Consider the following 21,366-nt stretch of genomic DNA (forward strand, 5'->3'; position numbering starts at 1 on the left):
TCCGCAGAGGGGCTGCCCGCTTACTATCGGGGCATGCAGACCCGGCTGTCGGCGGACACGAGGCGTGCACAGCTGGTCTCGGCTGCCCTCGATCGCGCCGAACGGGTCGGAATCGAGGCATTGACCGTCCGCGGTGTCGCCGACGAAGCGGGGGTGAGCCAGGGGGCGGTCTACTACCTGTTCGAATCGAAGGAGTCGCTCGTCATCGCGATGGGCGAGGGCCTCGTCGTCGACGTGACGCGAGCTCTGCAGGCTGCGTTCACCGACTCCGTCAATCTGCCGGGGGTTCCGGGTCTGCGAGAACTCGTGCACAGCGGGCTCAGCGCCATCTGGCCGATCGTCGAGAAGACCGCCGACCGGCAGCTTCTGTCCTACGAGATCAAGACCTACCTGCTACGGCATCGTGCGTTGGGGTCGGAGTTGGCCGCGTCCATCGCGACCGGGCAGTACCGCATCCGCGACGACGAGACCCTGCTGTTCTTCCAACGCTGCTCGGAGTTCACCGGCACGCGGTGGATCGAGCCCATCGAGGCCGTGGCGCGTTTCGGCATGGCGACGGTGGACGGGCTGATCCTGCGGTGGCTGGTCGACCACGACGACGTGGCGGTCATCGCCGCTCTCGACGATCTGTCCGGCATCATCGCCTCGAAGGCTGTAGAAGTGTGAGGACACTGCCTTCGGACGACAGGACGAGGAACTCCGTGACATCACTGCTGCCACGAACCGTGCACGGCCGTACCGCGTTGGACCGCATCGCACGCGCCACCGAGTCGCTCCGACCACCGTTCGCGGCGGTCGACGCCGTCGCGCTCGACGCCAATGCCGCCGACCTGTGCCGTCGATCAGGCGGCATGCCGGTGCGCGTCGCGGCGAAGTCGGTGCGAACCCGAGCCGTGCTCGAACGGGTCCTCGGTCCCAATCTGACTGCAGGAGGCGGCTTTCGCGGGATAATGACCTACTCGCCCGCCGAAGCGCTCTGGCTCGCCCGGCTCGGTGCGCAGGACGTACTGATGGGATATCCGACGGTCGACGCCGACTCCATCGCCGAGATCACCCGCGACCGAGTGCTGTCCGGGCGGATCACCCTGATGGTCGACGACGTGGCCCATCTCGACATCATCCGTGCCGCCGCCGGTTCCGACCGGATCAAGCCGCGAATCTGCATCGACGTCGACGCGTCCCTGCGGATCGGGCCACTGCATCTCGGGGTGCGTCGCTCGCCGCTCCGTGAGCCCGACCAGGTCGCCCGGTTCGCGGCGCGGGCGAAGGACCGCGGCTTCCGCGTCGTCGGAATCATGTTCTACGAAGCGCAGATTGCCGGGTTGCCCGATTCGAGTGTGGCCATCGAGCTGGTCAAGCGCGCGTCGGCCGCCGAGTTACGCACGCGCAGAGGAGCTGTCGTCGACGCAGTGACGGGCGTCGTCGGAGGTCTGGAGTTCGTCAACAGCGGTGGGACCGGCTCGCTCGAGGTGAGCAGTGCGGACCCGGTCGTGACCGAGGTGACTGCAGGTTCGGGTCTGTTCGTGCCGACGTTGTTCGACCGCTACAAGGCGTTCGCGCCCAATCCTGCTCTGTACTTCGCACTTCCGGTCGTTCGGACGCCCACTCGCTCGGTGGCGACGGCGTTCGGCGGCGGGTACATCGCGTCGGGGCCTGCGTCGAAATCGAGGGTGCCGACGCCTGTCGCCGTCTCGTCCGCGGCGCGCGGCCTCCTGCTGGGCGGATTGAAACTGCTGCGCAACGAGGGTGCAGGCGAGGTACAGACACCCGTTGCCGGGGCCGGAATCTCGATCGGCGACCGTATCTGGTTCCGGCACGCCAAGGCAGGCGAGGTGTGCGAGCGGTTCGACGCGCTGCACATCGTCGAGTCCGACGGCAGCGTCACCACCGTGCCGACCTACCGGGGCGAGGGGAAGAACTTCGGCTAGCCGGTCTCGCCGAGTGCCATGAAAGCGCCCAACGATTCGAGGCCGTGCGGTGTCGACGGGAGATACTGCGTCAGCGTCGACGACTGCACCAGCAATGCCGCCCACTGTCCGCGCGAGATCGCGACGTTGAGTCGGTTCTTCGACAGGAGAAAGCTTGCGCCCCTGGGTGATTCACCCAGGTTGGACGCGGTCATCGACACGATCGCGATCGGTGCCTCACGGCCCTGGAACTTGTCGACGGTTCCGACGAGCACGTCCCCAAGACCGGCGTCGTCGAGATGTTCTCGAATGCGGGCCACCTGCGCGTTGTAGGGCGCGACGACGATGAAGTCGGTGGGTTCGAGGCCCCGGCTTCCGTCGTGGTTCTTCGGGTCGGTCCACTGCTTGCCGACGAGCTTCTCGATCTGTCGACGGATCTCGTCGGCTTCCTCGGGGGAGTCGGTGGTGTTCGCGTGATGGTCGACGTACACGGTGTGCAGGCCCGCGCGGAGTCCGACGAGGTTCCGCTGCAGCGTGTGCGCCTCGTTCGAGAAGAGCTTGCCCTCGTACGACAGAGCCGACACGGGTGCGCACAGGTCGGGGTGCATGCGCCATGTGCGACTGAGAAAGTAGCCGCGGTCCTCGGGCAGTGCGCCGTGCCCCGCCGACAGCCAGCCCAGAGCGGACTCGTCGACCGGTTCGGGGTGCGTGCCCTGACTGACCTGTGGTAGTTGCTGAGGATCGCCGAGCAGCAACAGATTTCGAGCGGATTGCGCGACCGCGATCGTGTTCGCGAGTGAATACTGTCCCGCTTCGTCGACGACGAGAAGATCCAGCGAGCCGGGTTCGACGCGATTCGAGTTGGAGAAGTCCCACGCCGTGCCGCCGACGACGCAGCCGTCGACGGCATCCCCGATGAACGACGGGTAATCGCCTTCACGGAGTTCGGTGAGTCCGTCGGGTGCCTTCTTCTTGCCGATCTGCTGCGCAGGAACACCGGCTTTCGCGATGCCCTGCAGTAGATTGTCGACGACCGAATGCGACTGTGCGACAACGCCGATCTTCCACCGATGCTCGCGTACCAGGGTCGAGATGACGGCTGCGGCCGTGTACGTCTTGCCGGTTCCGGGAGGCCCCTGGACGGCCAGGTACGAGTTGTCCAGATCGAGCAAGGCGGTGCGAATGGCCCCGATGTAGTCGCTGCCGACGAGCGTCGGAAGTGGGTTGCCGGACAGTGTTCTCGGTGTCGCTCGGGAGGTCAGGTCGGCGACGGCGGTCCGCGGAAGGTCCGGCAGTCCGCGCTGCACCTCCTCGGCGGCAGCGGTGATGGCGGCTTCCAGGCTCGCCGACGGAATCGGCGACGTCGGAGCCAAGGCCATCGGGAGGTCGGCGTACGGGTCGGCACCGGCGGCGAGCTTCTCGTCGACGACGACGAACGTGTCCCCGACCTCCACGACATCGCCTCGGCTGCACGAGCGATACGTCGGGTGCGGTTGTTCGAGGCCGTCCGGGGCAGGCAGGTCGTACAGCAGTCGCACGGACTTCTCCACGCCGCCGTTGCCGATCAGGCGAAGACGTCGCCGGAGCAACTTCTGCCGTGGGGACGTCTTCGCCCACTCCGACTCGATCGTTCCCGACTCGACCACGAAAACGTCTGCAGCGTCGGCCCATTCGTCGATCGGCTTCTGCAGCCGGTCGAAATGAGCCCACCAGAACGGCTTCCGCTCGCGACGGTGATATCCGATGGATCCGCCGTACAGCGCGACGGCCTGCTGCACCGCGTCTCGTTCGCCGATGCCGGCGAAGTCTCGAAGCGACTGTTCGAGTGGTGACGCTTGATCGTCGATCTCGAGGGGGATCTCGGAGATCGGATCTGGCGTGACGCCTGCCTCGGATGCCCTCTCCAGCAACCAGTCTCGCAGCCGGATGGTGGAGACGCAGTCGTACTCGTTGTAGTCGGCGATGGCCGACAGGACGGCGTCCGCCTCCTCGGTGCGGCCTTCGTCGCGCAGGTCGCACCAGTTGGCGTATTCGACGATCGACGCGGCCGCGTCGGTGACGTCGCCGTCGCGATCGGCAGGCATGTAGAGCGGTTCGAGTTTCTTGATGCTGTACGAGCGTTCGCCGATCCGCATCGAGGACCGGACGATCGGGTAGAGGTCGACGAGCACGTTCTGCCGCAGCAGATTGTCGACGACGTCCTCGCCGACGCCGTAACGTCCGGCGAGTCGAAGCAGGGCCGTCTTCTCGTACGCCGCGTAGTGGTAGACGTGCATGCCGGGGAAGCGTCGACGCCGTTCGACGACGTAGTCCAGGAAGTCTCCGAGCGCCTGGCGTTCCTGCGCGCGGTCGTGTGCCCAGAACGGCAGGAAGGTGCCGTCGGCTTCGAGCACGCCGAACAGGTACTCGAGGCCCCAGTCGTTGGAACCCGGCTCTGCCCACAACGGGTCACCCTCGAAGTCGAAGAAGATGTCGCCGGGGTCCGGTTCCGGGATCGAACCGAGTGCGTCGGCGTCGAAGATCTCGTATTCGGCGACGCCGCTGTCGGCCTGCGCGAGCTGCAGAGCCGCCTGCGAACGCAGGTTGGTCAGAATGCGATGCGAGATACCGTCCACGGAACCGTCGTGTGCTGCAAGTGTTCTCGTCGTCGTGATGCCCGCGTCGATCAGATGTGCTCGATGGCCACCGCTCAGCCCCGCCACGAGAAGAAGGTCGTCGCGCGCGACCACTTCTTCTTCGCACGCGTCGCACCTGCCGCACGCGGTGTACCGCGGATCGGCCCAGTCGACGGGTTCGTCGTCGGCGATGTGCTCGTCGAGAATGTCCTCGAGGTGTGCGCGCTGACGACGATAGACCGGCAGCAGGTCCTTGCGCGCGTGATCGGTGGTGGTGCCGTCACCGAGCATCAGGTGCAGCGAGTCGGCGACCTCGATGCCGTTCCGCTCGAGTGCGTCGGCGTACGCGGCGAGCTGGAGCAACGCAGGCACCCGAGCGTGCCGGGACAACTTCGTGTCGTAGACCGAATAGCCACGATCCTCCTTGACGAGGAAGTCGCAGAATCCGAGGAATCGTCCGTCGAAGAACGTCGCTTGGTACAGGACGTCGTAGCCCCACAACGCCGTTTCGACGGTGGCCGCGTTCGCGTCGGCGTAGGCGAGACGCGTGCGCTCCGGCCGCGGCATGATCGACACACCGGCGCCGAACTGTTTCTGGAACGCCTCGAGTTGCCGACGTTCGTGCGCGAATCCGAGCGCCGATGTGCGTTCGAGCATCGGGTCGGCAGCAGCGACGCCTGCCTCGACCCGGCCGAGGTGCGCGTCGAGCGTGCGCAGCAGCGCGTACTCGCACACCGCTGCCGCGGAGAGGTCGCTCGCGCTGAAGACCACCCGGTCGTCGAGGAGGAACACGCGGACAACTGTAGGGGACTGCTGCGACATCGAACCGAGCCAGGCAAAATAGTCGAATGCCGTTTTTCGAAGGAGTCACCGGTGCTGTCCACTACCGCTCGTGGACCACAGCTCATCCACGTCTTGTCCTGGTGTTTCTTCATGGTCTTGGACAGAACAGCGGTCACTACCACCGTCTCGCCCGTGTGCTCAACGGCGAGAACATCGACGTCTGGGCCGTCGACCACGTCGGCCACGGACTGACCGAAGGAGAGTTGTCCGACGCGTCGCAGATCGGTGGTCTGGCCGACAACGCGCTACAGCTCGCCGAGATCGCCAGGTCCGAGCGCGCGGGCGTGCCGATGGCTCTGATGGGTCATTCCCTCGGCGCGGCGACGGCGATTGCAGCCCTCCACAAGGATCCGGATCATTTCGTCTCCGCAGTGCTGTGCGGAACGCCGACGTCGACGACAGGTAAGGCCGGGGATCTGAATTCGTCGACCGTGCCGTTGCTGGCGATGCACGGTGTCGACGACCGGATGGCCCCGATCGACGCGGTGCGCGAGTGGATCCCGTCCGTCCCCGGTGCCCGGCTGAGGGAGTTCGAGAACGCCGGCCACGATCTCCTGCACGAGAAGGTCCACCGCACGGTCACGCTCGAAGCCGCGGATTTCCTGCTCTCTCACGTGTGACGTGCAGGCCGGGTACCTGCACGTCACACGAAAAGGACTACTTGGCGTAGATCGCCTCGATCTCGGCGCCACGCTCCTGGTGGATGATGTTGCGCTTGAGCTTCATCGTCGGCGTGAGTTCGCCGGTCTCGACGGTGAAGTCGACCTCGAGGATCTTGTACTTCTTGATCTGCTCGGCCTTCGAGACCTTCTTGTTTGCGTCGGCGACGGCCTTGTCGATCTCGGCGACGAGGTCGGCGTGCTTCGACAGTTCGTCGAATGCGATGCCGTCGGCGATGCTGTTGCGTTCTTTCCACCCGGGAAGCGCCTCGGGATCCAGCGTGATCAGCGCGCCGATGAACGGCTTGGCATCGCCGACGACGAGGCACTGGCTGATGAGGGCGTGCGCTCGTAGTGCGTCCTCGAGCACAGCGGGTGCGACGTTCTTGCCACCCGCGGTGACGATGATTTCCTTCTTGCGGCCGGTGATCGAGACGAAGCCGTCCTGGTCGATCGAGCCGAGGTCGCCGGTGTGGAACCAGCCGTCGACGATGGATTCGGCGGTCGCCTTGTCGTTGTGCCAGTAGCCACCGAAGACGACCGGTCCCTTGACGAGCAGTTCGCCGTCCTCGGCGATCTTCGCCGCGTGGCCGTTGATCGGCTTACCGACGGTGCCCACGCGCTGGTCCTTCGTGGTGTTGACGGTGACGGCCGCGCTCGTCTCGGTGAGTCCGTATCCCTCGTAGACCGGAATGCCGACGCCGCGGAAGAAGTGGCCGAGCCGCGCACCGAGTGCTGCGCCACCGGACACCGCGCGGTCGCATTCGCCACCGAGTGCAGCGCGGAGCTTCGAGTAGACGAGCTTGTCGAACAGCGCATGCTTGAGGTTCAGCACCAGGCCGGGGCCGCCCTTGTCCTTTGCCTCGCTCCACTCGATCGCGGTCGCGGCAGCCTTGTCGAAGATCTTGCCCTTGCCGCCGTCGTGCGCCTTCTGCTTCGCCGAGTTGTAGACCTTCTCGAACACACGCGGCACCGACAGGATGAAGTTGGGCTTGAAGAGGGCGAACTGGTCGAGCAGCGTCGAGATGTCGGAGGTGTGTCCGACGGTCGTCTTGGACTCGAATGCGCCGAACGAGATTGCACGGGCGAACACGTGTGCCATCGGGAGGAACATCAGCGTCCGCCTGCCCTCCTTCATTGCGTCGCCGAGTGCGAGCTGAACGGCCTTGGTCTCGGCGTAGAAGTTGGAGTGGGTGAGCTGCACACCCTTGGGCCGACCGGTGGTTCCGGACGTGTAGATGAGCGTCGCGGGCGACGACGCGGTGACCTGACCGCGGCGGGCATGCAGGTCCTCGTCGCTGACGTCCACGCCGCGGGTGGTCAGCTCGTCGAGCGCGCCTGCATCGATCTGCAGAACCTCACGCAGCTCGGCGGCGCCTTCGGTGACCTCTTTCAACGCCTCCGCGTGGGCAGGAGTCTCGACTACGAGGAGCTTGGACGAGGAATCCTCGAGAATCCACTGCGCCTGATCGGGTGCGGACGTCTCGTAGATGGCAACGGTGCAGCCACCTGCGGTCCAGATGGCGTAGTCGAGGACGACCCACTCGTAGCGGGTGGCCGACAGGATGGCGACACGGTCGCCGAGTTCGATGCCCGATGCGATGAGGCCTTTGGCGACGCCTGCCACTTCCTGCGCGAACTGCTTCGCGGTGACGTCGACCCAGGAGCCGTTCACGAGACGCTGGAACGGCACCAGGTTGGGGGACTCCTTCTCGTACCGAAACACGGTATCGGCCATCGAGACATCATCAGGAATGGTGAATGATGCCGGCACAGAATATTCGCGCACTTGAATCCCCTCCGAAAAACTGACGTATAGGTGTGCATTTCATCACATTCCGAGCCGTAGTGCACTACCGATGGTTGTCCGGTTTGCGAATTTCCGACCTGTCCTGCGGAGTTAGGTGTGACTCGAATGCACAATAACTGTAACGGGTCACATTCTCGACACCGAGTGTCGGTTCGGTCACAGAAGCAGGGCGGTGACCTCGTCGTCCGTCAGTTGGTGAAAGTCGCCGTACGCAGCGCCGACGCCGTCGAGGTGGGAGTCGACGCGGCACCGGACCTCGTTCACGAGCGGCTGGATGCGGGCAACCGCGTCGGGCGACGCGACCGGGACGGCCAACACGATTCCCGCCGCACCTTCGGCAGCGGCGACGCGGCAGGCTGCCTCCGCGGTGGCACCGGTCGCCATCCCGTCGTCGACGATCACCGCGAGCCTGCCCCGACGCGAGCGTGGGCCGTGGCGTCGCCACCGCTGCGCACGCCGCGCGAGCTCGATCTCTTCCTGACGTCGGACGTGGTCGATGTCGTCGGCCGTGATCCTCAGGTGATCGATGACGTCGCGGTTCAGGATCAGCGTGCCGTTCTCACCGATCGCGCCCATCGCGAGTTCGGGCTGTCCCGGTACTCCCAGCTTGCGGACAGCAATGACGTCGAGTTTGGCCCCGAGCGCGGAGGCGATCTCGGCCGCGACGGGCACGCCGCCTCGTGGCAGCGCCAGTACCAGCGGATTCTGCCCTGCGAGGTGACCGAGATCCTTGGCCAGGATGCGGCCGGCTTCCATACGATCGGCGAACATCATCACTGTCGACGCTAGAACGCCGGACGGCCGTTCGTTCGACAATCCAGCCACGAGGTCATCGGCGGTTCATGACAGGGACTAAACTCGGTTGTATATGAGCACAACAGAGCCGAATCAGGATGCCGCCGTGACGTCTGACGAGTCCAGTTCCACCAGCCCGGTTTCGTCCGACGACAGCGCACAGGCGACGTTCGCGGACCTCGGTATCGATGAGAGAGTCCTGAAGGCTCTGCATGCCGTCGGCTACGAATCTCCGTCGCCGATCCAGGCCGCCACGATTCCGCCGCTGATGAACGGTAGTGACGTCGTCGGCCTCGCGCAGACCGGAACGGGTAAGACCGCAGCGTTCGCGATCCCCATCCTGTCGCGCCTCGACGTCGAACGTCGGGTTCCGCAGGCGCTGGTTCTCGCGCCGACGCGTGAGCTTGCGCTGCAGGTAGCCGAGGCGTTCGGCAAGTACGCCGCCAACATCCCCGGTCTGCACATCCTCCCGATCTACGGCGGCCAGGCCTACGGCATTCAGCTGTCGGGGCTGCGCAAGGGCGCGCAGATCATCGTCGGAACGCCGGGACGCGTCATCGACCACCTCGAGAAGGGGACGCTCGATCTGTCGCAGCTCGAGTACCTCGTCCTCGACGAGGCCGACGAGATGCTGAAGATGGGCTTCCAGGACGACGTCGAGCGCATCCTGTCGGACACCCCCGAGTACAAGCAGGTCGCGTTGTTCTCGGCCACCATGCCGCCCGCGATCCGCAAGATCTCGAAGCAGTACTTGCACGACCCGGTCGAGATCACCGTCAAGACCAAGACCACCACGTCGCCCAACATCACGCAGCGCTACGTGCAGGTCGCGCATCAGCGCAAGCTCGAGGCGCTCACTCGGATCTTCGAGGTCGAAGAGTTCGAAGCGATGATCATGTTCGTCCGCACCAAGCAGGCCACCGAGGAACTCGCCGACAAGTTGCGCGCACGGGGATTCTCGGCGGCCGCGATCAACGGCGACATCGTGCAGGCGCAGCGCGAGCGGACCATCGGTCAGCTGAAGAACGGCACGATCGACGTCCTCGTCGCCACCGATGTCGCGGCCCGTGGTCTCGACGTCGACCGCATCTCGCACGTCATCAACTACGACATCCCGCACGACACCGAGTCGTACGTGCACCGCATCGGCCGTACCGGTCGCGCGGGCCGCGCCGGTCAGGCACTGCTGTTCGTCGCGCCGCGGGAGCGGCATCTGCTCAAGGCCATCGAGCGCGCGACGCGTCAGCCCATCACCGAGATGCAACTGCCGAGCGTCGACGACGTCAACGCGCAGCGCGTCCAGAAGTTCGGCGACTCGATCACCGAGAGCCTGAACTCGCCCAACCTCGGTCTGTTCCGCAAGCTCATCGAGGACTACGAGCGCGAGCACGACGTGCCGCTCGCCGACATCGCCGCCGCGCTGGCCGTCCAGTCACGGGACGGTGAGGAGTTCCTGCTCAAGCCGGAGCCGCCCGCCCCGCCGCGTGCGCCTCGCGAGAAGCGCGAACCGCGCCCGCTCCGCAGCTTCGACGAGGATGCGGCCAGCTCGCATCACCGCAAGACCGGACAGGCGATGGCGACGTACCGCATCGCCGTCGGCAAGCGGCATCACGTCGTGCCCGGTGCGATCGTCGGCGCCATCGCGAACGAGGGCGGCTTGCGTCGAAGCGACTTCGGGCACATCAGCATTCGGCCCGATCACTCGCTCGTCGAACTTCCCGCCGATTTGGCCGACGAGACCATGGAAGCCTTGCGGCGCACCAGAATCAGCGGCGTGTTGATTCAGCTGCAGCCCGACCAGGGTCCTCCCGGAGGAGGCCGCGGTGGTCGCGGCGGTGGCAAGTTCGGCGGCGACCGGCGGGGTAAGCGTCCGCGCAACTGATCTGTTCGCCGTTCCCTCCCTTTCGGCATCGATGGCCCGCCACAGCTGTTAGACGGTGTGGATGGTTCATCGATGCGCGGGGTCGCCCGGTTTCCGGCCGGATATACGAATGCCTCGGATCGAATTCGATCCGAGGCATCCGGTTTATCGCGGACCGAGCTGTAAATAGAAACAGCGCAGTCGTTTTACTGTTCAGCGGATCCGCTGAAGAAGTCCAATGCGCCGAACAGGTCGGAGAAGGCGCCGAAGAAATCGGACAGGAATGCGAGGTCGAACATGGTGACTCCTTGCAATGAGGGGTGTGGAGCAGGCGCATCGGTGCGCCGCACCCCACGCTAGACGCTCGGTCCACCACGCAAAAGGGTGTAACGAAAAGTACCTCCGGCTTTAACAAAAGGGGCGTAGGTCGCTTTGTCGAATTCACCGATCGTTCACGGCGGTGACGAAAGACTCCTGAAAATCGAAGTCAGCAAGAAAACCGAAACGTCAGTATTGCGGAGAATGCCGTGGACGCCGAATTCGAGGTTGTGCATTCGATCGTGAATCGAATGCACAACCTCGATCTGTCGGAATTGTCTACAGCGCGACCGTGAAACTGTTCATCACGCGGTCCGCCGCGTCGAGGTCGGCCTCGCTGTTGGCCTGTACGGCCACCAGGGTGAGGTAGCGACCCGAATCTGCTTTGGCCGCAACGAGAATGTACGTTGCTGCGGTCTCGCCGCATCCGGTCCACACCTCGAATCGGCCGGTGTGCAGCGCGTCGCTGTAGTCCTCGCGGCCGGTCGAGACGCATCCCGACTCCGGCAGAGACTTCGTCGCCCAGTTCAGCAGATCCTCCGGTGACGAGTTGGACACCGCGGTGTCCGACGCCATCACCGACGTGCCGACCGCGCCCCACCCGCCCTGGTACTGCTCGAGATTCGAGCTCGCTTCGACGCCGTAGAAGTAGTTGTTCCGGTCGTCGACGAACTTGTTGCCGTCGACCTGGTTCCACGCCGCCGGGACGTCGACGCTGACGACACCGTCGTTGTCCTCGACCGTCGTGAACCCGCCGGTGCTGGTCCGCGAGACGCTGCTGTCGTTCTGCGGAGTCGACACCCGGGACGAGACGGTGGTCGTTTCCTCGATCGCGTCGCCGTTGATCTGACCACGTAGGTAGGAATCGGTCGAGGGGCGGTAGACCTCGACGGACAGCGTCGCGTCCTGACCGTGGGTGCGCAGGACGCTGCAGTAGTCGGCCATCGTGCCGTCGGTTCCGAGGGTGACCCCTTCCATGCTGGTCAGCAGGTCGCCGGCTTCGATGCCTGCTTTGTCGGCAGCGGATCCCGACGCGACCGAGTTGACCCAGACGCCGAGGCCGGTGTCGGAGTCGTCGGTCAGTGCCTCGCCGTTGATGCCCAGGCTGAGGACGTTCTTGCCGTCCTTGAGATCCTCGACGACGTTCTGCACTTCGTCGCGATGGATGGCCATGTTGGTGTCGTACTTGTCGTTGCCCGCGTAGTTGACGCCGACGAGTCGGCCGTCCGGGTCGACCAACGGGCCACCGGAGTTGCCGCTGCGAATCTTCGCGTCATGCTCGATGACGTGATCGAGGGAGGCCCACGGAGTGTCACCGGCCGTGTCGGCCTTGGACACGATGCCCTTGGTCATCGTGAACGTCGGATCGCCGAGAGGGTAACCGGCAGCGTAGATTTCGTCGGCGGTGTCGATCTCGCCCTCGTGGAAGGCGACGAACGGGAAGTCGTCGCCTTCGAGCTTTACGACGGCAAGATCGAGGCATTCCGACGAGCCGACGACGCGGGCGCCGAGTGTGTCGCTCTGGTCTCCGCCGCGCCAGACCTTCAGGGTGCCTGCACCGGTGACGACGTGGTTGTTGGTGAGTGCGTAACCGTCGGACGAGATCAGGAATCCCGAACCGCGTCCCGCAGCCTCGTATCCACCTTCCTGTGGGGAGACGAAGGTGCCGAGCGCTTCGAGCTGGATCGTCGCGGATTGCAGGTCGTCGAACTCGACGGCGCCGTCGGGAGCTGCCTCGGCATCGCCACCGGTGCCGATGGAGAAGGAACATGCGGACAGGAGGGTGGCGCCGGCGATCAACGCCAGAGCGGATGCAGAGGCTCTGCGGGCTGTTGTAGTCATGGGAGGAACTGTGGCCGGGTCCACTTGGAGACCGGTTGTAAGCGACTTGGACTCGGGAGGAACCCGCAACACCGCTCATGATGCCGTCCGGTGACGGATGATTGCACGGTGATCGCGCAGACTCGGTACGGCCAGGTCGACGGCGTCGTCGACGACGGGGTAGCCATCTGGAAAGGGGTGCCCTATGCGGCACCGCCCGTCGGTGATCTCCGACTGCGGGCACCTCGGCCGCCGGAACCGTGGACGGGCGTGCGGGCGGCGACCGAGTTCGGACACATCGCACCGCAGAGCGCGCGCGGTCCGATGCCGATCGATCCGGGGTTGACGCTCGGCGAGGACTGTCTGACCCTCAACGTCTGGGCACCGGAGCGGGACTGGAGCCTGCGGAATGACCCGGTGGGCCAGAGCGCGAGCGGGCTTCCGGTCATGGTGTGGATTCACGGCGGTGCGTACTTCATCGGGTCGTCTGCGCAACGTATGTTCGACGGCCGCAACCTGGTTCGGCGGGGCGGCGTCGTGCTCGTGACGATCAACTACCGCCTCGGGGCGCTGGGTTTCCTGGACTTCTCGTCGTTCGGGGATTTCGAGACGAACCTGGGTCTCCGTGACCAGATCGCTGCGCTCGAATGGGTGCGCGACAACATCGGTGCATTCGGCGGCAACCCGTCGAACGTGACGCTGTTCGGTGAATCCGCAGGGGGCGGCGCCGTCACGACCCTGCTGACGTCGCCTGCTGCCGACGGTTTGTTTCATCGTGCGATCGCGGAGAGCTCGCCTGCGACGTCGGTCTACGGCGCAGCGCGAGCGTCGTCGATCGCGGAGCGTTTCCTCGAACTGGCCGAGGTGAAGGCGGACCGGCTGCGCGAGCTGTCCGTCGACGACTTCGTTCGGGTCGGCGCCGAGCTGGTTCGGGACATTCCGTCGAAGGTGCCCGGAACGTTGGCGGTGGCACCGACTGTGGACGGCGACATCGTGCCGCACTATCCGGTGGCGTCGTTCCAGAAGGGGAGGCAGGTGCAGGTGCCTCTGCTGATCGGGACCAACCGGGACGAAGCGTCGCTGTTCAAGTTGATGAAGTCGCCGTTGATGCCGATCACACCCGACAAGATTCACGAGATGTTCCAGGCCATCGCCGCCGATCACCCACAGTTGCCGGAGGACGAGGAGGCGGAGATCGCGCTCGCGTACCCGCACTATCCATCGAAGAAGACGGCGATGGAGATCTCCCGGGACGCGGCGTTCCGCATGCCGACCTTGTGGATCGCGGAGGCGCACAGCCGGGTCGCTCCGACGTACGTCTATCGGTTCGACCATGCATCGCCGCTGTTCAGGCTGACCGGAATCGGCGCGACGCACGGTACCGAGGTGCCGTGCGTGTTCGGCAACTTCGGTGTCATCCCGAAGGATCCGACGTACAAACTCGGCGGTCGCAGAGCTGCGCAGACCGTCGCGCGGCGCATGCAGCAGCGGTGGATCGACTTCGCGCACGGCCGCGAGCCGTGGACGAGGTACGACGAGACCGCACGGACGACGCTGTTGATCGACAAGCAGGACCGGGAGGTCGACGATCCGGACTACGAGCTCCGGCGGGCGTGGGGCGAGGAGGTCGTGGCCTTCACCTGAGCCCCCCATGTGCGCGCGAATGTATAGCGGGCTATACATTCGCGCGCACGGGTAATCTTTTGGATACCCTAACCTTCGTTGAGCCGCAGGGCGTTTGAACGTTTGACGGCCCAGGCGCAGGGTAACCGAGCGGCCATGAGCAGAGTCACACTCCACGTGAACGGCGCCGACCACGACATCGACTGCGACGTGCGGACCACGCTGCTCGATGCACTCCGCGAACATCTCGACCTCATCGGCGCCAAGAAGGGCTGCGATCACGGACAGTGCGGCGCGTGCACGGTCCTGGTCGACGGCAGGCGCATCAACAGTTGCCTTGCCTTGGCGATCGGGTACCAGGGCCGCGACATCACCACCGTCGAAGGTCTCGCCGACGGAGATGTTCTTCACCCGGTCCAGCAGGCCTTCATCGACAACGACGCGTTCCAGTGCGGCTACTGCACGTCGGGACAGATCTGCTCCGCCGTCGGCATGCTCGAAGAAGCCAAACAGGGGTGGCCCAGCGCGGTCACCGACGACCCGCCCGAGGCCGACGTCGAACTCGATCGCGACGAGGTCCGCGAACGCATGAGCGGCAACCTCTGCCGATGCGGCGCCTACGCGAACATCATTCCGGCGGTGCTGGAGGCAGGCCGATGAGGACGTTCGCCTACGACGTCGCAACCGATGTCGACGACGCCATAGCCCGACTCGCTGCCGACCCGGGCGCCTCTCTTCTCGGCGGCGGAACGAACCTCGTCGATCTGATGAAACTCGGTGCGACGCAGCCGTCCTCGCTCGTCGACGTATCACGCCTGCCGCTGACCGAGATCGACGTCGCCGACGACGGTTGCCTGCACGTCGGTGCTGCGGTCACCAACAGCGATCTGGCTGTGCATCCCGTTGTGCGCAGCCGTTATCCGGTGCTGTCGCGAGCGTTGCTGTCCGGCGCGTCGGGCCAGCTCCGCAACATGGCCACGACCGGCGGCAACCTGTTCCAGCGCACCCGTTGCGTCTACTTCATGGACGCGAGCAAGCCGTGCAACAAGCGTGAGCCCGGGTCCGGTTGTCCGGCAATCGAGGGTGAACATCGCAACCTCGCCATTCTCGGGGCGTCGGAACACTGCGTTGCGACGCACCCCTCCGACATGGCGGTCGCGCTCACGGCGCTCGATGCAGTCGTCGTCGTCGCGGGACCCGGTGGGACACGCACGGTTCCGATCGGCGAGCTCTACCGCCTGCCCGGCGATACGCCGCAGAAGGACACCAGAATCGAACACGACGAGATCGTGACCGGTCTTCGCATTCCCGCGCTGCCCGCAGGCACGATGTCGATGTACCGCAAAGTGCGCGACCGGGCGTCGTATGCGTTCGCTTTGGCGTCCGTCGCGGCGGTGTTGCGGGTGGAAGACGGACAGGTGACCGAGGCGCGCATCGCGCTCGGCGGTGTCGCGCACAAGCCGTGGCGTGCATACACGGCCGAGGGGGATCTGCTGGGGCGTCTCGCCAAGCACGAGGTGTTCAGGGAGGCCATCGATCTCGAGTTGAAGGCGGCACATCCGTTGCGCGACAACACGTTCAAGATCCCCTTGGTTCGCAATCTCGTGACCGAGGCGTTGACCGAACTGACCCGCAGGGAGGCATCGGTATGAGCACAGCAGCCATCGGCCAGCCCCTCGCGCGCACCGAGAGCATCGCCAAGGTCACCGGTGCTGCGCGGTACGCAGTCGACCAACCGGTCGACGCGGCCACGGCTTACTGCGCCATCGTGCCCGCGACGATACCCACGGGCAGGGTCGTCGACGTGCGAGCCGACGAGGCCGTCACCCTGCTCTGGCACCGCAACGCGGAGAAGCTCGGTGAGATCGAGGACGGCGAACTCGCTGTGCTGCAATCGGATCGGGTGTCCTACCGTGGTCAGGTGGTGGCTATCGTCGTCGCCGACTCGCTGGAAGCGGCGTGGGACGCAGCAGAACGCGTCCAGGTCACCTACGCGGACGAGCAGACGCCGGACAACGGTCTGTCGGCGGAGCATCCGTCGCTGTTCGCGCCGGAGTCGGTCAACGCGGGATTTCCGACGGACGTGACCGAAGGAGACCCGGATGCGGCGTTGGCGTCGGCGACTCACGTCGTCGACCGGTGGTATTCGACGGCTGCCAATCACAACAATCCGATGGAACCACACGCAACTACTGCCGAGTGGTCGAACGCCGTTCTGACCGTGTGGGATTCGACGCAGGCGCCGTCCGGTGTGCAGGGCGATCTGGCGACTCTCTTCGGTCTCGATTCCTCGGCCGTGCGGGTCGTGTCCGAGAACGTCGGCGGCGGTTTCGGCTCCAAGGGCAGCACGAGGCCCAACGCGGTGTTGGCGGCGATGGCGGCCCGTGCGACCGGACGAAAGATCAAGCTCGCACTGCCGCGGCAGTCGCTGTTCGATCTCGTCGGATACCGCACACCGACGATCAACCGTTTCCGCCTCGGTGCCGACGAGAACGGCAAACTCGCCGCGCTCGTGCATGATTCGTTTCAGCAGACGTCGCATGTGTTCGAGTTCTGTGAACAGACGTCCGAGTCGTCGCGCCACATCTACGCGTCGCCGAACCGTCGTACGACGCATCGGTTGGCCGTCCTGGACGTTCCGACGCCGCGGTGGATGCGCGCGCCGGGGGAGGCGCCCGGAATGCTCGCGCAGGAGACGGCGATCGACGAGTTGTCCTACGTCGTCGGCATAGACCCGATCGAATTGAGAATCCTGAACGAACCCGACGTCGATCCCGCGAGCGGCAACAGATTCTCGTCGCGCAGCCTCGTCGAGTGTCTTCGTACCGGTGCCGAGCGATTCGGGTGGTCCGAGCGCGACCCTCGCCCCGGTCACCGACGCGATGGCCGCACACTGATCGGGATGGGCGTTGCCACGGCAAGTTACCCCGTGCTGATCAGTCCGTCGTCCGCCTCCGCGTCGCTGGGTGAGGACGGCTCGATCACGGTGTCCGTGGCCGCGTCGGACATCGGTACCGGAGCGCGGACGGTGCTGCGCCAGATCGCCGCCGATGCGCTCGACGTATCCGCCGATCGCGTCGAGCTTAACCTTGGTGACAGCTCGCTGCCGAAAGCCCCTGGTGCAGGCGGTTCTTCGGGAACCTCGTCGTGGGGTTGGGCCGTCACCAAGGCGTGCAGGACGCTCGTCGAACAGGTAGGGCCGATCGCCGACGCGACAGGGCCTGCCGAGGTGTCCGTCGACACCTCCGACGACCTGGAAGAGCAGAAAGAGCTGGCGCGCATGGCGTTCGGCGCGCACTTCGCCGAGGTGGAGGTCGACGTCGACACCGGTGAGGTGAGGGTGAGGCGCATGCTCGGCGTGTACGGGATCGGGCGGGTGATGAACCCGAGGTTGGCGCGATCGCAGCTGATCGGCGGGATGACGTTCGGGCTCGGAATGGCACTGATGGAGGTGGGCAACACCGATCGCGAATTCGGTGGCTTCTCCAACCACGACCTCGCCGAGTATCACGTGCCGGTGTGCGCGGACACGCCCGACATCGAAGCGATCTGGGTCGAGGAGAACGACGACGAGCTGAATCCGATGGGCGGCAAGGGGATCGGCGAGATCGGTATCGTCGGCTCACCGGCGGCGATCGGCAACGCTGTCTACCACGCGACGGGTGTGCGGGTGCGAGATTTCCCGATCACCGTGGACAAGGTGCTCCCGCACCTGTGAGTGCGAATGTACAGAGGGCTATACATTCGCACTCACATGAGGATTCGCTCCAGAAACTTCCTGGTCCTGGCTTCCGACGGATTCCGTAGGACCTTCGCCGGCGCACCCCGCTCGACGACGACGCCACCCTCGATGAACAACACGTCGTCGGCCACCTGTTCGGCGAAGCGGATCTCGTGTGTCACGACGACCATCGTCCACCCCTGCGCAGCAAGGCCTTTGATCACGGACAGCACTTCGCCCACCAGTTCGGGATCCAGAGCCGACGTCGGTTCGTCGAACAGCATCAGCTTCGGCTTCAACGCCAACGCCCGTGCGATCCCGACGCGCTGTTGCTGACCGCCCGACAGCTGAAACGGGTACTGGTCGGCTTTTTCGGCCAGACCGACTTGCTTCAGCAGCTCGCGTGCGTCGGCGATGGCGTCGTCCTTCGGCCGCTTCTGCACGATCACGGGACCCTCGATCACGTTCTGCAGCACCGTCTTGTGCGGGAAGAGGTTGTGCTGTTGGAACACCATGCCGCTCTGGGCACGGTAGGCGCGGAGCGATGCCGAGCTGACCGACGAGCTGAAATCGACCGTCACGTCACCGATCCGGATCATCCCCGCGTCTGCCGGATCCAACGCGTTCAACGCCCGGAGCACCGTCGTCTTACCGGACCCCGACGGCCCGATGACGACGGTCACCGTGCCTGTCGGCACCGAGAACGACACGTCCTTCAGGACCTCGTTGTCTCCGAACGATTTACGCAGACCCTGTACGTCGAGCAGATCGGTCATTTCGTCACATACCTGTCGAGTCGGACTTCGAGTTTGCCTTGGAAGAACGAGAGGATCATGCAGATGACCCAGTAGTAGATCGCCGCAACGCTGTACAGCGCGAAGAAGTCGAACGTCGGTGCCGCCGCGAGCTGTGCGACGCGCAGCAACTCGGTCACCAGAATGGTCGACGCGAGCGAGGTGTCCTTGAGCAACGAGATCAACGTGTTGGACAGCGGCGGGACGGCCGTGCGTAAGGCCTGCGGAAGAATGATGCGCTGCAACGACGTCCGATAGCCCATGCCGATCGTCTCGGCCGCCTCCCACTGGCCCTTCGGCACGCTGAGTATCGCGGCTCTGATCACCTCGGCCGCATAACCGCCGACGTTCAGACTGAACGCGACGACCGCAGCAGGGAACGGATCGATCACCACCCCGAGCTCGGGCAGCGCGTAGAACACGATGAACAGTTGCAGCAGCAGGGGAGTGCCGCGGATGATCGAGACGTAGAACCGCGCGACGGCAGACAAAGCCTTGTTCGACGAGATCCGCGCCAGGGCGACAGCGAGCGCGATCACCAGACCGATCACGAAGCTGATCGCGGTCAGCGGAATGGTCATCGTGACAGTGGCTTTCAGCATCGGCCACAGGTTGTCGAGAATCAGATCGAGTTTCGATCGGCCGTCCGACGCGGCCGCGTCGGACGCCGGCGCCTGTGTGTCCGCGGTGGGTGCCGCGACGTCGGAGCCGAAGTACTTCTCGGAGATCTGCGCAAGAGTGCCGTCGGCCTGCAACGTGTCGATGGCCGAATCGATCTCGCCCATCAGCCCGGTGTCCTTGCGGGCGACGAACGCCTGGTAGCTGGTGTCGCCGGTCTGGGCGGCGACCTTGACCCCGGTGTCGCCCGTCGTCTTCAGGTACTCGGCGATCGCAAGGCTGTCGTTGACGGTGGCGTCGACACGTCCGTCCTTGACGAGCGTGACGGCCTGAACGAATCCTTCGACGGCCTCGACGTTCGCACCCGCGTCGGAAGCGACTCCGGCCCAATTGCTCGTCGACGATTGTGCTGTCGTCTTTCCCGCGAGGTCGGCGGTGGAGGTGATCGACGTGTTCGCTGCCGTCGTGAGAATCTCGCCCTCGGACACGGTGTACGGCTTGGACAGGTCGTAGGCGCCTTGTCGCTCGGGGTTGATCGTCACCTGGTTCGCGATCAGGTCGAAGCGCTGGGACTCCAGGCCGGCGAAGATCGAGTCGAACGGTGTCTGCACGAATTCGACGCGCACGCCCAATTCCTGCGCGACCGCGTCGACGACGTCGATGTCGTAGCCGGTCAGCTGTCCGTCGGAACCCTGGAAACTGAACGGACTGTAGGTCCCTTCGGTGCCGACGACGATGACACCCTTGTCCTCGATCTGTTCGAGCAACGGTCCCGACGACGATCCGCACCCGGCCACGGCCAGCAGCGCAGCGATGGCGGCCAGTAATGCAAACGCGCGCTTCATTGGGCCTCTCTAGCCGTCGATTTCGATCTCCGCCGATACAACCACGGCGTTGTTCATCGGTAGCGCAGCCACTCCGATCGCGGAACGCGCATGTGCTCCGATCTCGGGTCCGAACACTTGGACGATCAGGTCCGAGAAGCCGTTCATCACCGTCGTGGTCTGCGTGAATCCGTGGTCTGCGTTGACACTGCCGGAGACGGTGAGCCACGCGCTGATCCGATCGAGATCACCGATGGCGCGTTTGATGCTCGCCAACGCGGCCAACGCCGTGTCCCGGGCGGCGTCGGTGGCGTCGTCGACCGAGACCTCCGACGGGACGGCCCCGAACGGGCCCGCGAGGGTGCCGTCCGCGTGTTGCGGGGAATGGCCGGAGACGAAGACACGGCTGCCGCATACCCGAACCCACTCGAAAGCGAACTCGAATCCTTCGGGAGCCCGAGGCGGCTCGGGCAGCACGAACCCGAGTTCGTCGATTCGTCGTTCGATCTCCATGTCACCAGACCCTTCGAGTGGCTACACCGTTGATCGTCTCCACGGTCCATTCGGTCCCGTCGTGCGTCAGTGTCGACACACCACAGTTGAGAATGCGTGGTGACGCGACCCCGCGGATCGCGTCGAGTATCGCGCGAATGACCCCGCCGTGTGCGACGGCGATGACCGACTCGTCCGGATGCGTCGACGCGATCTCGTCGACGGCTCGCACACCGCGAACCATCAGGTCCCGGCGGGGTTCCAAGCCGGGATACATGCCGTGCGGCCACCGTGAGTAGGCGTCGTAATCGGTGAATCCCTCGGCCTCGCCGAAGTGACGTTCGGCGAGATCGGGGTACGTCGCCGTGCGTTCGATGCCGAGGTGCGTGCCGATGATGTCGGCGGTCTCGGCGGCCCGAGAGAGCGGCGAGCTGACGAGAAGGTCCCACTGGCGATCGTCGAGTTCGTACCCGGCTTCGCGTGCCTGCGCACGTCCCGTCGAGTTGAGCGGGATGTCCGAGCTTCCCTGCAGGCGCCCGTGCAGATTCCAGTCGGTTTCGCCGTGCCGCACCAGAGCCAGAAAAGTCATAGTTACTGCAGAATAGACCAGTTACCGGAGAGTACGGTCGAGGTGACAGCTGTGGTGCTAGTAGCGGAGGGACCAG

16 protein-coding genes are annotated in these 21,366 nt (G+C 65.2%); 8 read left to right on the forward strand and 8 right to left on the reverse strand.

The window, feature by feature from the left end; translation table 11 throughout:
* The first annotated feature begins 33 nt into the window (after nt 1–33).
* Both DK926_RS03335 and DK926_RS03340 read left to right on the forward strand, forming a co-directional pair.
* The gene (locus tag DK926_RS03335) at nt 34–666 is read left to right on the forward strand and encodes a helix-turn-helix domain-containing protein (RefSeq protein ID WP_068429073.1); all 633 of its coding nucleotides are present in this window, start codon (nt 34–36) and stop codon (nt 664–666) included.
* Nucleotides 667–710: 44 nt separating this feature from the next.
* Entirely contained in the window at nt 711–1,928 is a 1,218-nt protein-coding gene (locus tag DK926_RS03340; RefSeq protein ID WP_243636623.1) for an alanine racemase, read from the forward strand.
* On the opposite strand, the gene DK926_RS03345 is transcribed toward DK926_RS03340, so the two are convergent.
* Nucleotides 1,925–5,314 (reverse strand): TM0106 family RecB-like putative nuclease, encoded by a 3,390-nt coding sequence (locus DK926_RS03345; RefSeq protein WP_114328546.1) that lies wholly within the window; start codon nt 5,312–5,314, stop codon nt 1,925–1,927. The two genes, DK926_RS03340 and DK926_RS03345, sit on opposite strands and share 4 nt — an antisense overlap.
* A gap of 56 nt (nt 5,315–5,370) precedes the next feature.
* On the opposite strand from DK926_RS03345, the gene DK926_RS03350 reads away from it, so the two are divergent.
* Nucleotides 5,371–5,985, forward strand: coding sequence for an alpha/beta fold hydrolase (locus DK926_RS03350; RefSeq protein WP_114328548.1), 615 nt, complete (start codon nt 5,371–5,373; stop codon nt 5,983–5,985).
* A 37-nt stretch (nt 5,986–6,022) separates the two neighbouring features.
* Here the strand turns inward: DK926_RS03350 and DK926_RS03355 are convergent, their stop codons facing one another.
* Complete coding sequence (locus tag DK926_RS03355) at nt 6,023–7,813, reverse strand: long-chain fatty acid--CoA ligase (RefSeq protein ID WP_068428231.1); 1,791 nt, start codon at nt 7,811–7,813, stop codon at nt 6,023–6,025.
* A gap of 177 nt (nt 7,814–7,990) precedes the next feature.
* Nucleotides 7,991–8,608, reverse strand: a complete 618-nt coding sequence (locus tag DK926_RS03360; protein WP_114328550.1) for a phosphoribosyltransferase family protein — start codon at nt 8,606–8,608, stop codon at nt 7,991–7,993.
* 127 nt (nt 8,609–8,735) lie between these two features.
* On the opposite strand from DK926_RS03360, the gene DK926_RS03365 reads away from it, so the two are divergent.
* A complete protein-coding gene (locus DK926_RS03365; protein ID WP_114328726.1) occupies nt 8,736–10,511 on the forward strand; it encodes a DEAD/DEAH box helicase in 1,776 nt (591 codons plus the stop codon).
* 576 nt (nt 10,512–11,087) lie between these two features.
* Here DK926_RS03365 and DK926_RS03370 read toward each other — a convergent pair.
* Nucleotides 11,088–12,650 (reverse strand): trypsin-like peptidase domain-containing protein, encoded by a 1,563-nt coding sequence (locus tag DK926_RS03370; protein ID WP_114328552.1) that lies wholly within the window; start codon nt 12,648–12,650, stop codon nt 11,088–11,090.
* A gap of 108 nt (nt 12,651–12,758) precedes the next feature.
* Here DK926_RS03370 and DK926_RS03375 point away from each other — a divergent pair, with 108 nt between their 5' ends.
* From DK926_RS03375 to DK926_RS03390, 4 genes are all read left to right on the forward strand, one after another.
* The gene (locus DK926_RS03375) at nt 12,759–14,273 is read left to right on the forward strand and encodes a carboxylesterase/lipase family protein (RefSeq protein ID WP_114328554.1); all 1,515 of its coding nucleotides are present in this window, start codon (nt 12,759–12,761) and stop codon (nt 14,271–14,273) included.
* Between the two features lie 135 nt (nt 14,274–14,408).
* Nucleotides 14,409–14,912 carry a 2Fe-2S iron-sulfur cluster-binding protein gene (locus tag DK926_RS03380; protein WP_114328556.1) on the forward strand — a complete coding sequence of 168 codons (504 nt, stop codon included), beginning with the start codon at nt 14,409–14,411 and terminating at the stop codon, nt 14,910–14,912.
* Nucleotides 14,909–15,904 carry a xanthine dehydrogenase family protein subunit M gene (locus tag DK926_RS03385; protein WP_114328558.1) on the forward strand — a complete coding sequence of 332 codons (996 nt, stop codon included), beginning with the start codon at nt 14,909–14,911 and terminating at the stop codon, nt 15,902–15,904. Before DK926_RS03380 ends, DK926_RS03385 begins: the two co-directional genes overlap by 4 nt.
* A complete protein-coding gene (locus tag DK926_RS03390) occupies nt 15,901–17,970 on the forward strand; it encodes a xanthine dehydrogenase family protein molybdopterin-binding subunit (protein WP_114328560.1) in 2,070 nt (689 codons plus the stop codon). The genes DK926_RS03385 and DK926_RS03390 overlap by 4 nt, the downstream gene beginning before the upstream one ends.
* Before the next feature lie 32 nt (nt 17,971–18,002).
* Here DK926_RS03390 and DK926_RS03395 read toward each other — a convergent pair whose 3' ends face one another.
* From DK926_RS03395 to DK926_RS03410, 4 genes are read right to left on the reverse strand one after another with little or no spacing between them, the layout of a single operon-like run.
* The gene (locus tag DK926_RS03395; RefSeq protein WP_114328562.1) at nt 18,003–18,749 is read right to left on the reverse strand and encodes an amino acid ABC transporter ATP-binding protein; all 747 of its coding nucleotides are present in this window, start codon (nt 18,747–18,749) and stop codon (nt 18,003–18,005) included.
* Nucleotides 18,746–20,230, reverse strand: a complete 1,485-nt coding sequence (locus DK926_RS03400; RefSeq protein WP_114328564.1) for an ABC transporter permease subunit — start codon at nt 20,228–20,230, stop codon at nt 18,746–18,748. Before DK926_RS03400 ends, DK926_RS03395 begins: the two co-directional genes overlap by 4 nt.
* 9 nt (nt 20,231–20,239) lie before the next feature.
* Nucleotides 20,240–20,722 carry a RidA family protein gene (locus DK926_RS03405; protein ID WP_068427076.1) on the reverse strand — a complete coding sequence of 161 codons (483 nt, stop codon included), beginning with the start codon at nt 20,720–20,722 and terminating at the stop codon, nt 20,240–20,242.
* Between the two features lies 1 nt (nt 20,723).
* A complete protein-coding gene (locus tag DK926_RS03410) occupies nt 20,724–21,290 on the reverse strand; it encodes a histidine phosphatase family protein (RefSeq protein ID WP_114328566.1) in 567 nt (188 codons plus the stop codon).
* Between the last annotated feature and the right edge of the window lie 76 nt (nt 21,291–21,366).

This window comes from Rhodococcus sp. Eu-32, assembly GCF_003336925.1.
Taxonomy (GTDB): domain Bacteria; phylum Actinomycetota; class Actinomycetes; order Mycobacteriales; family Mycobacteriaceae; genus Rhodococcoides; species Rhodococcoides kyotonensis_B.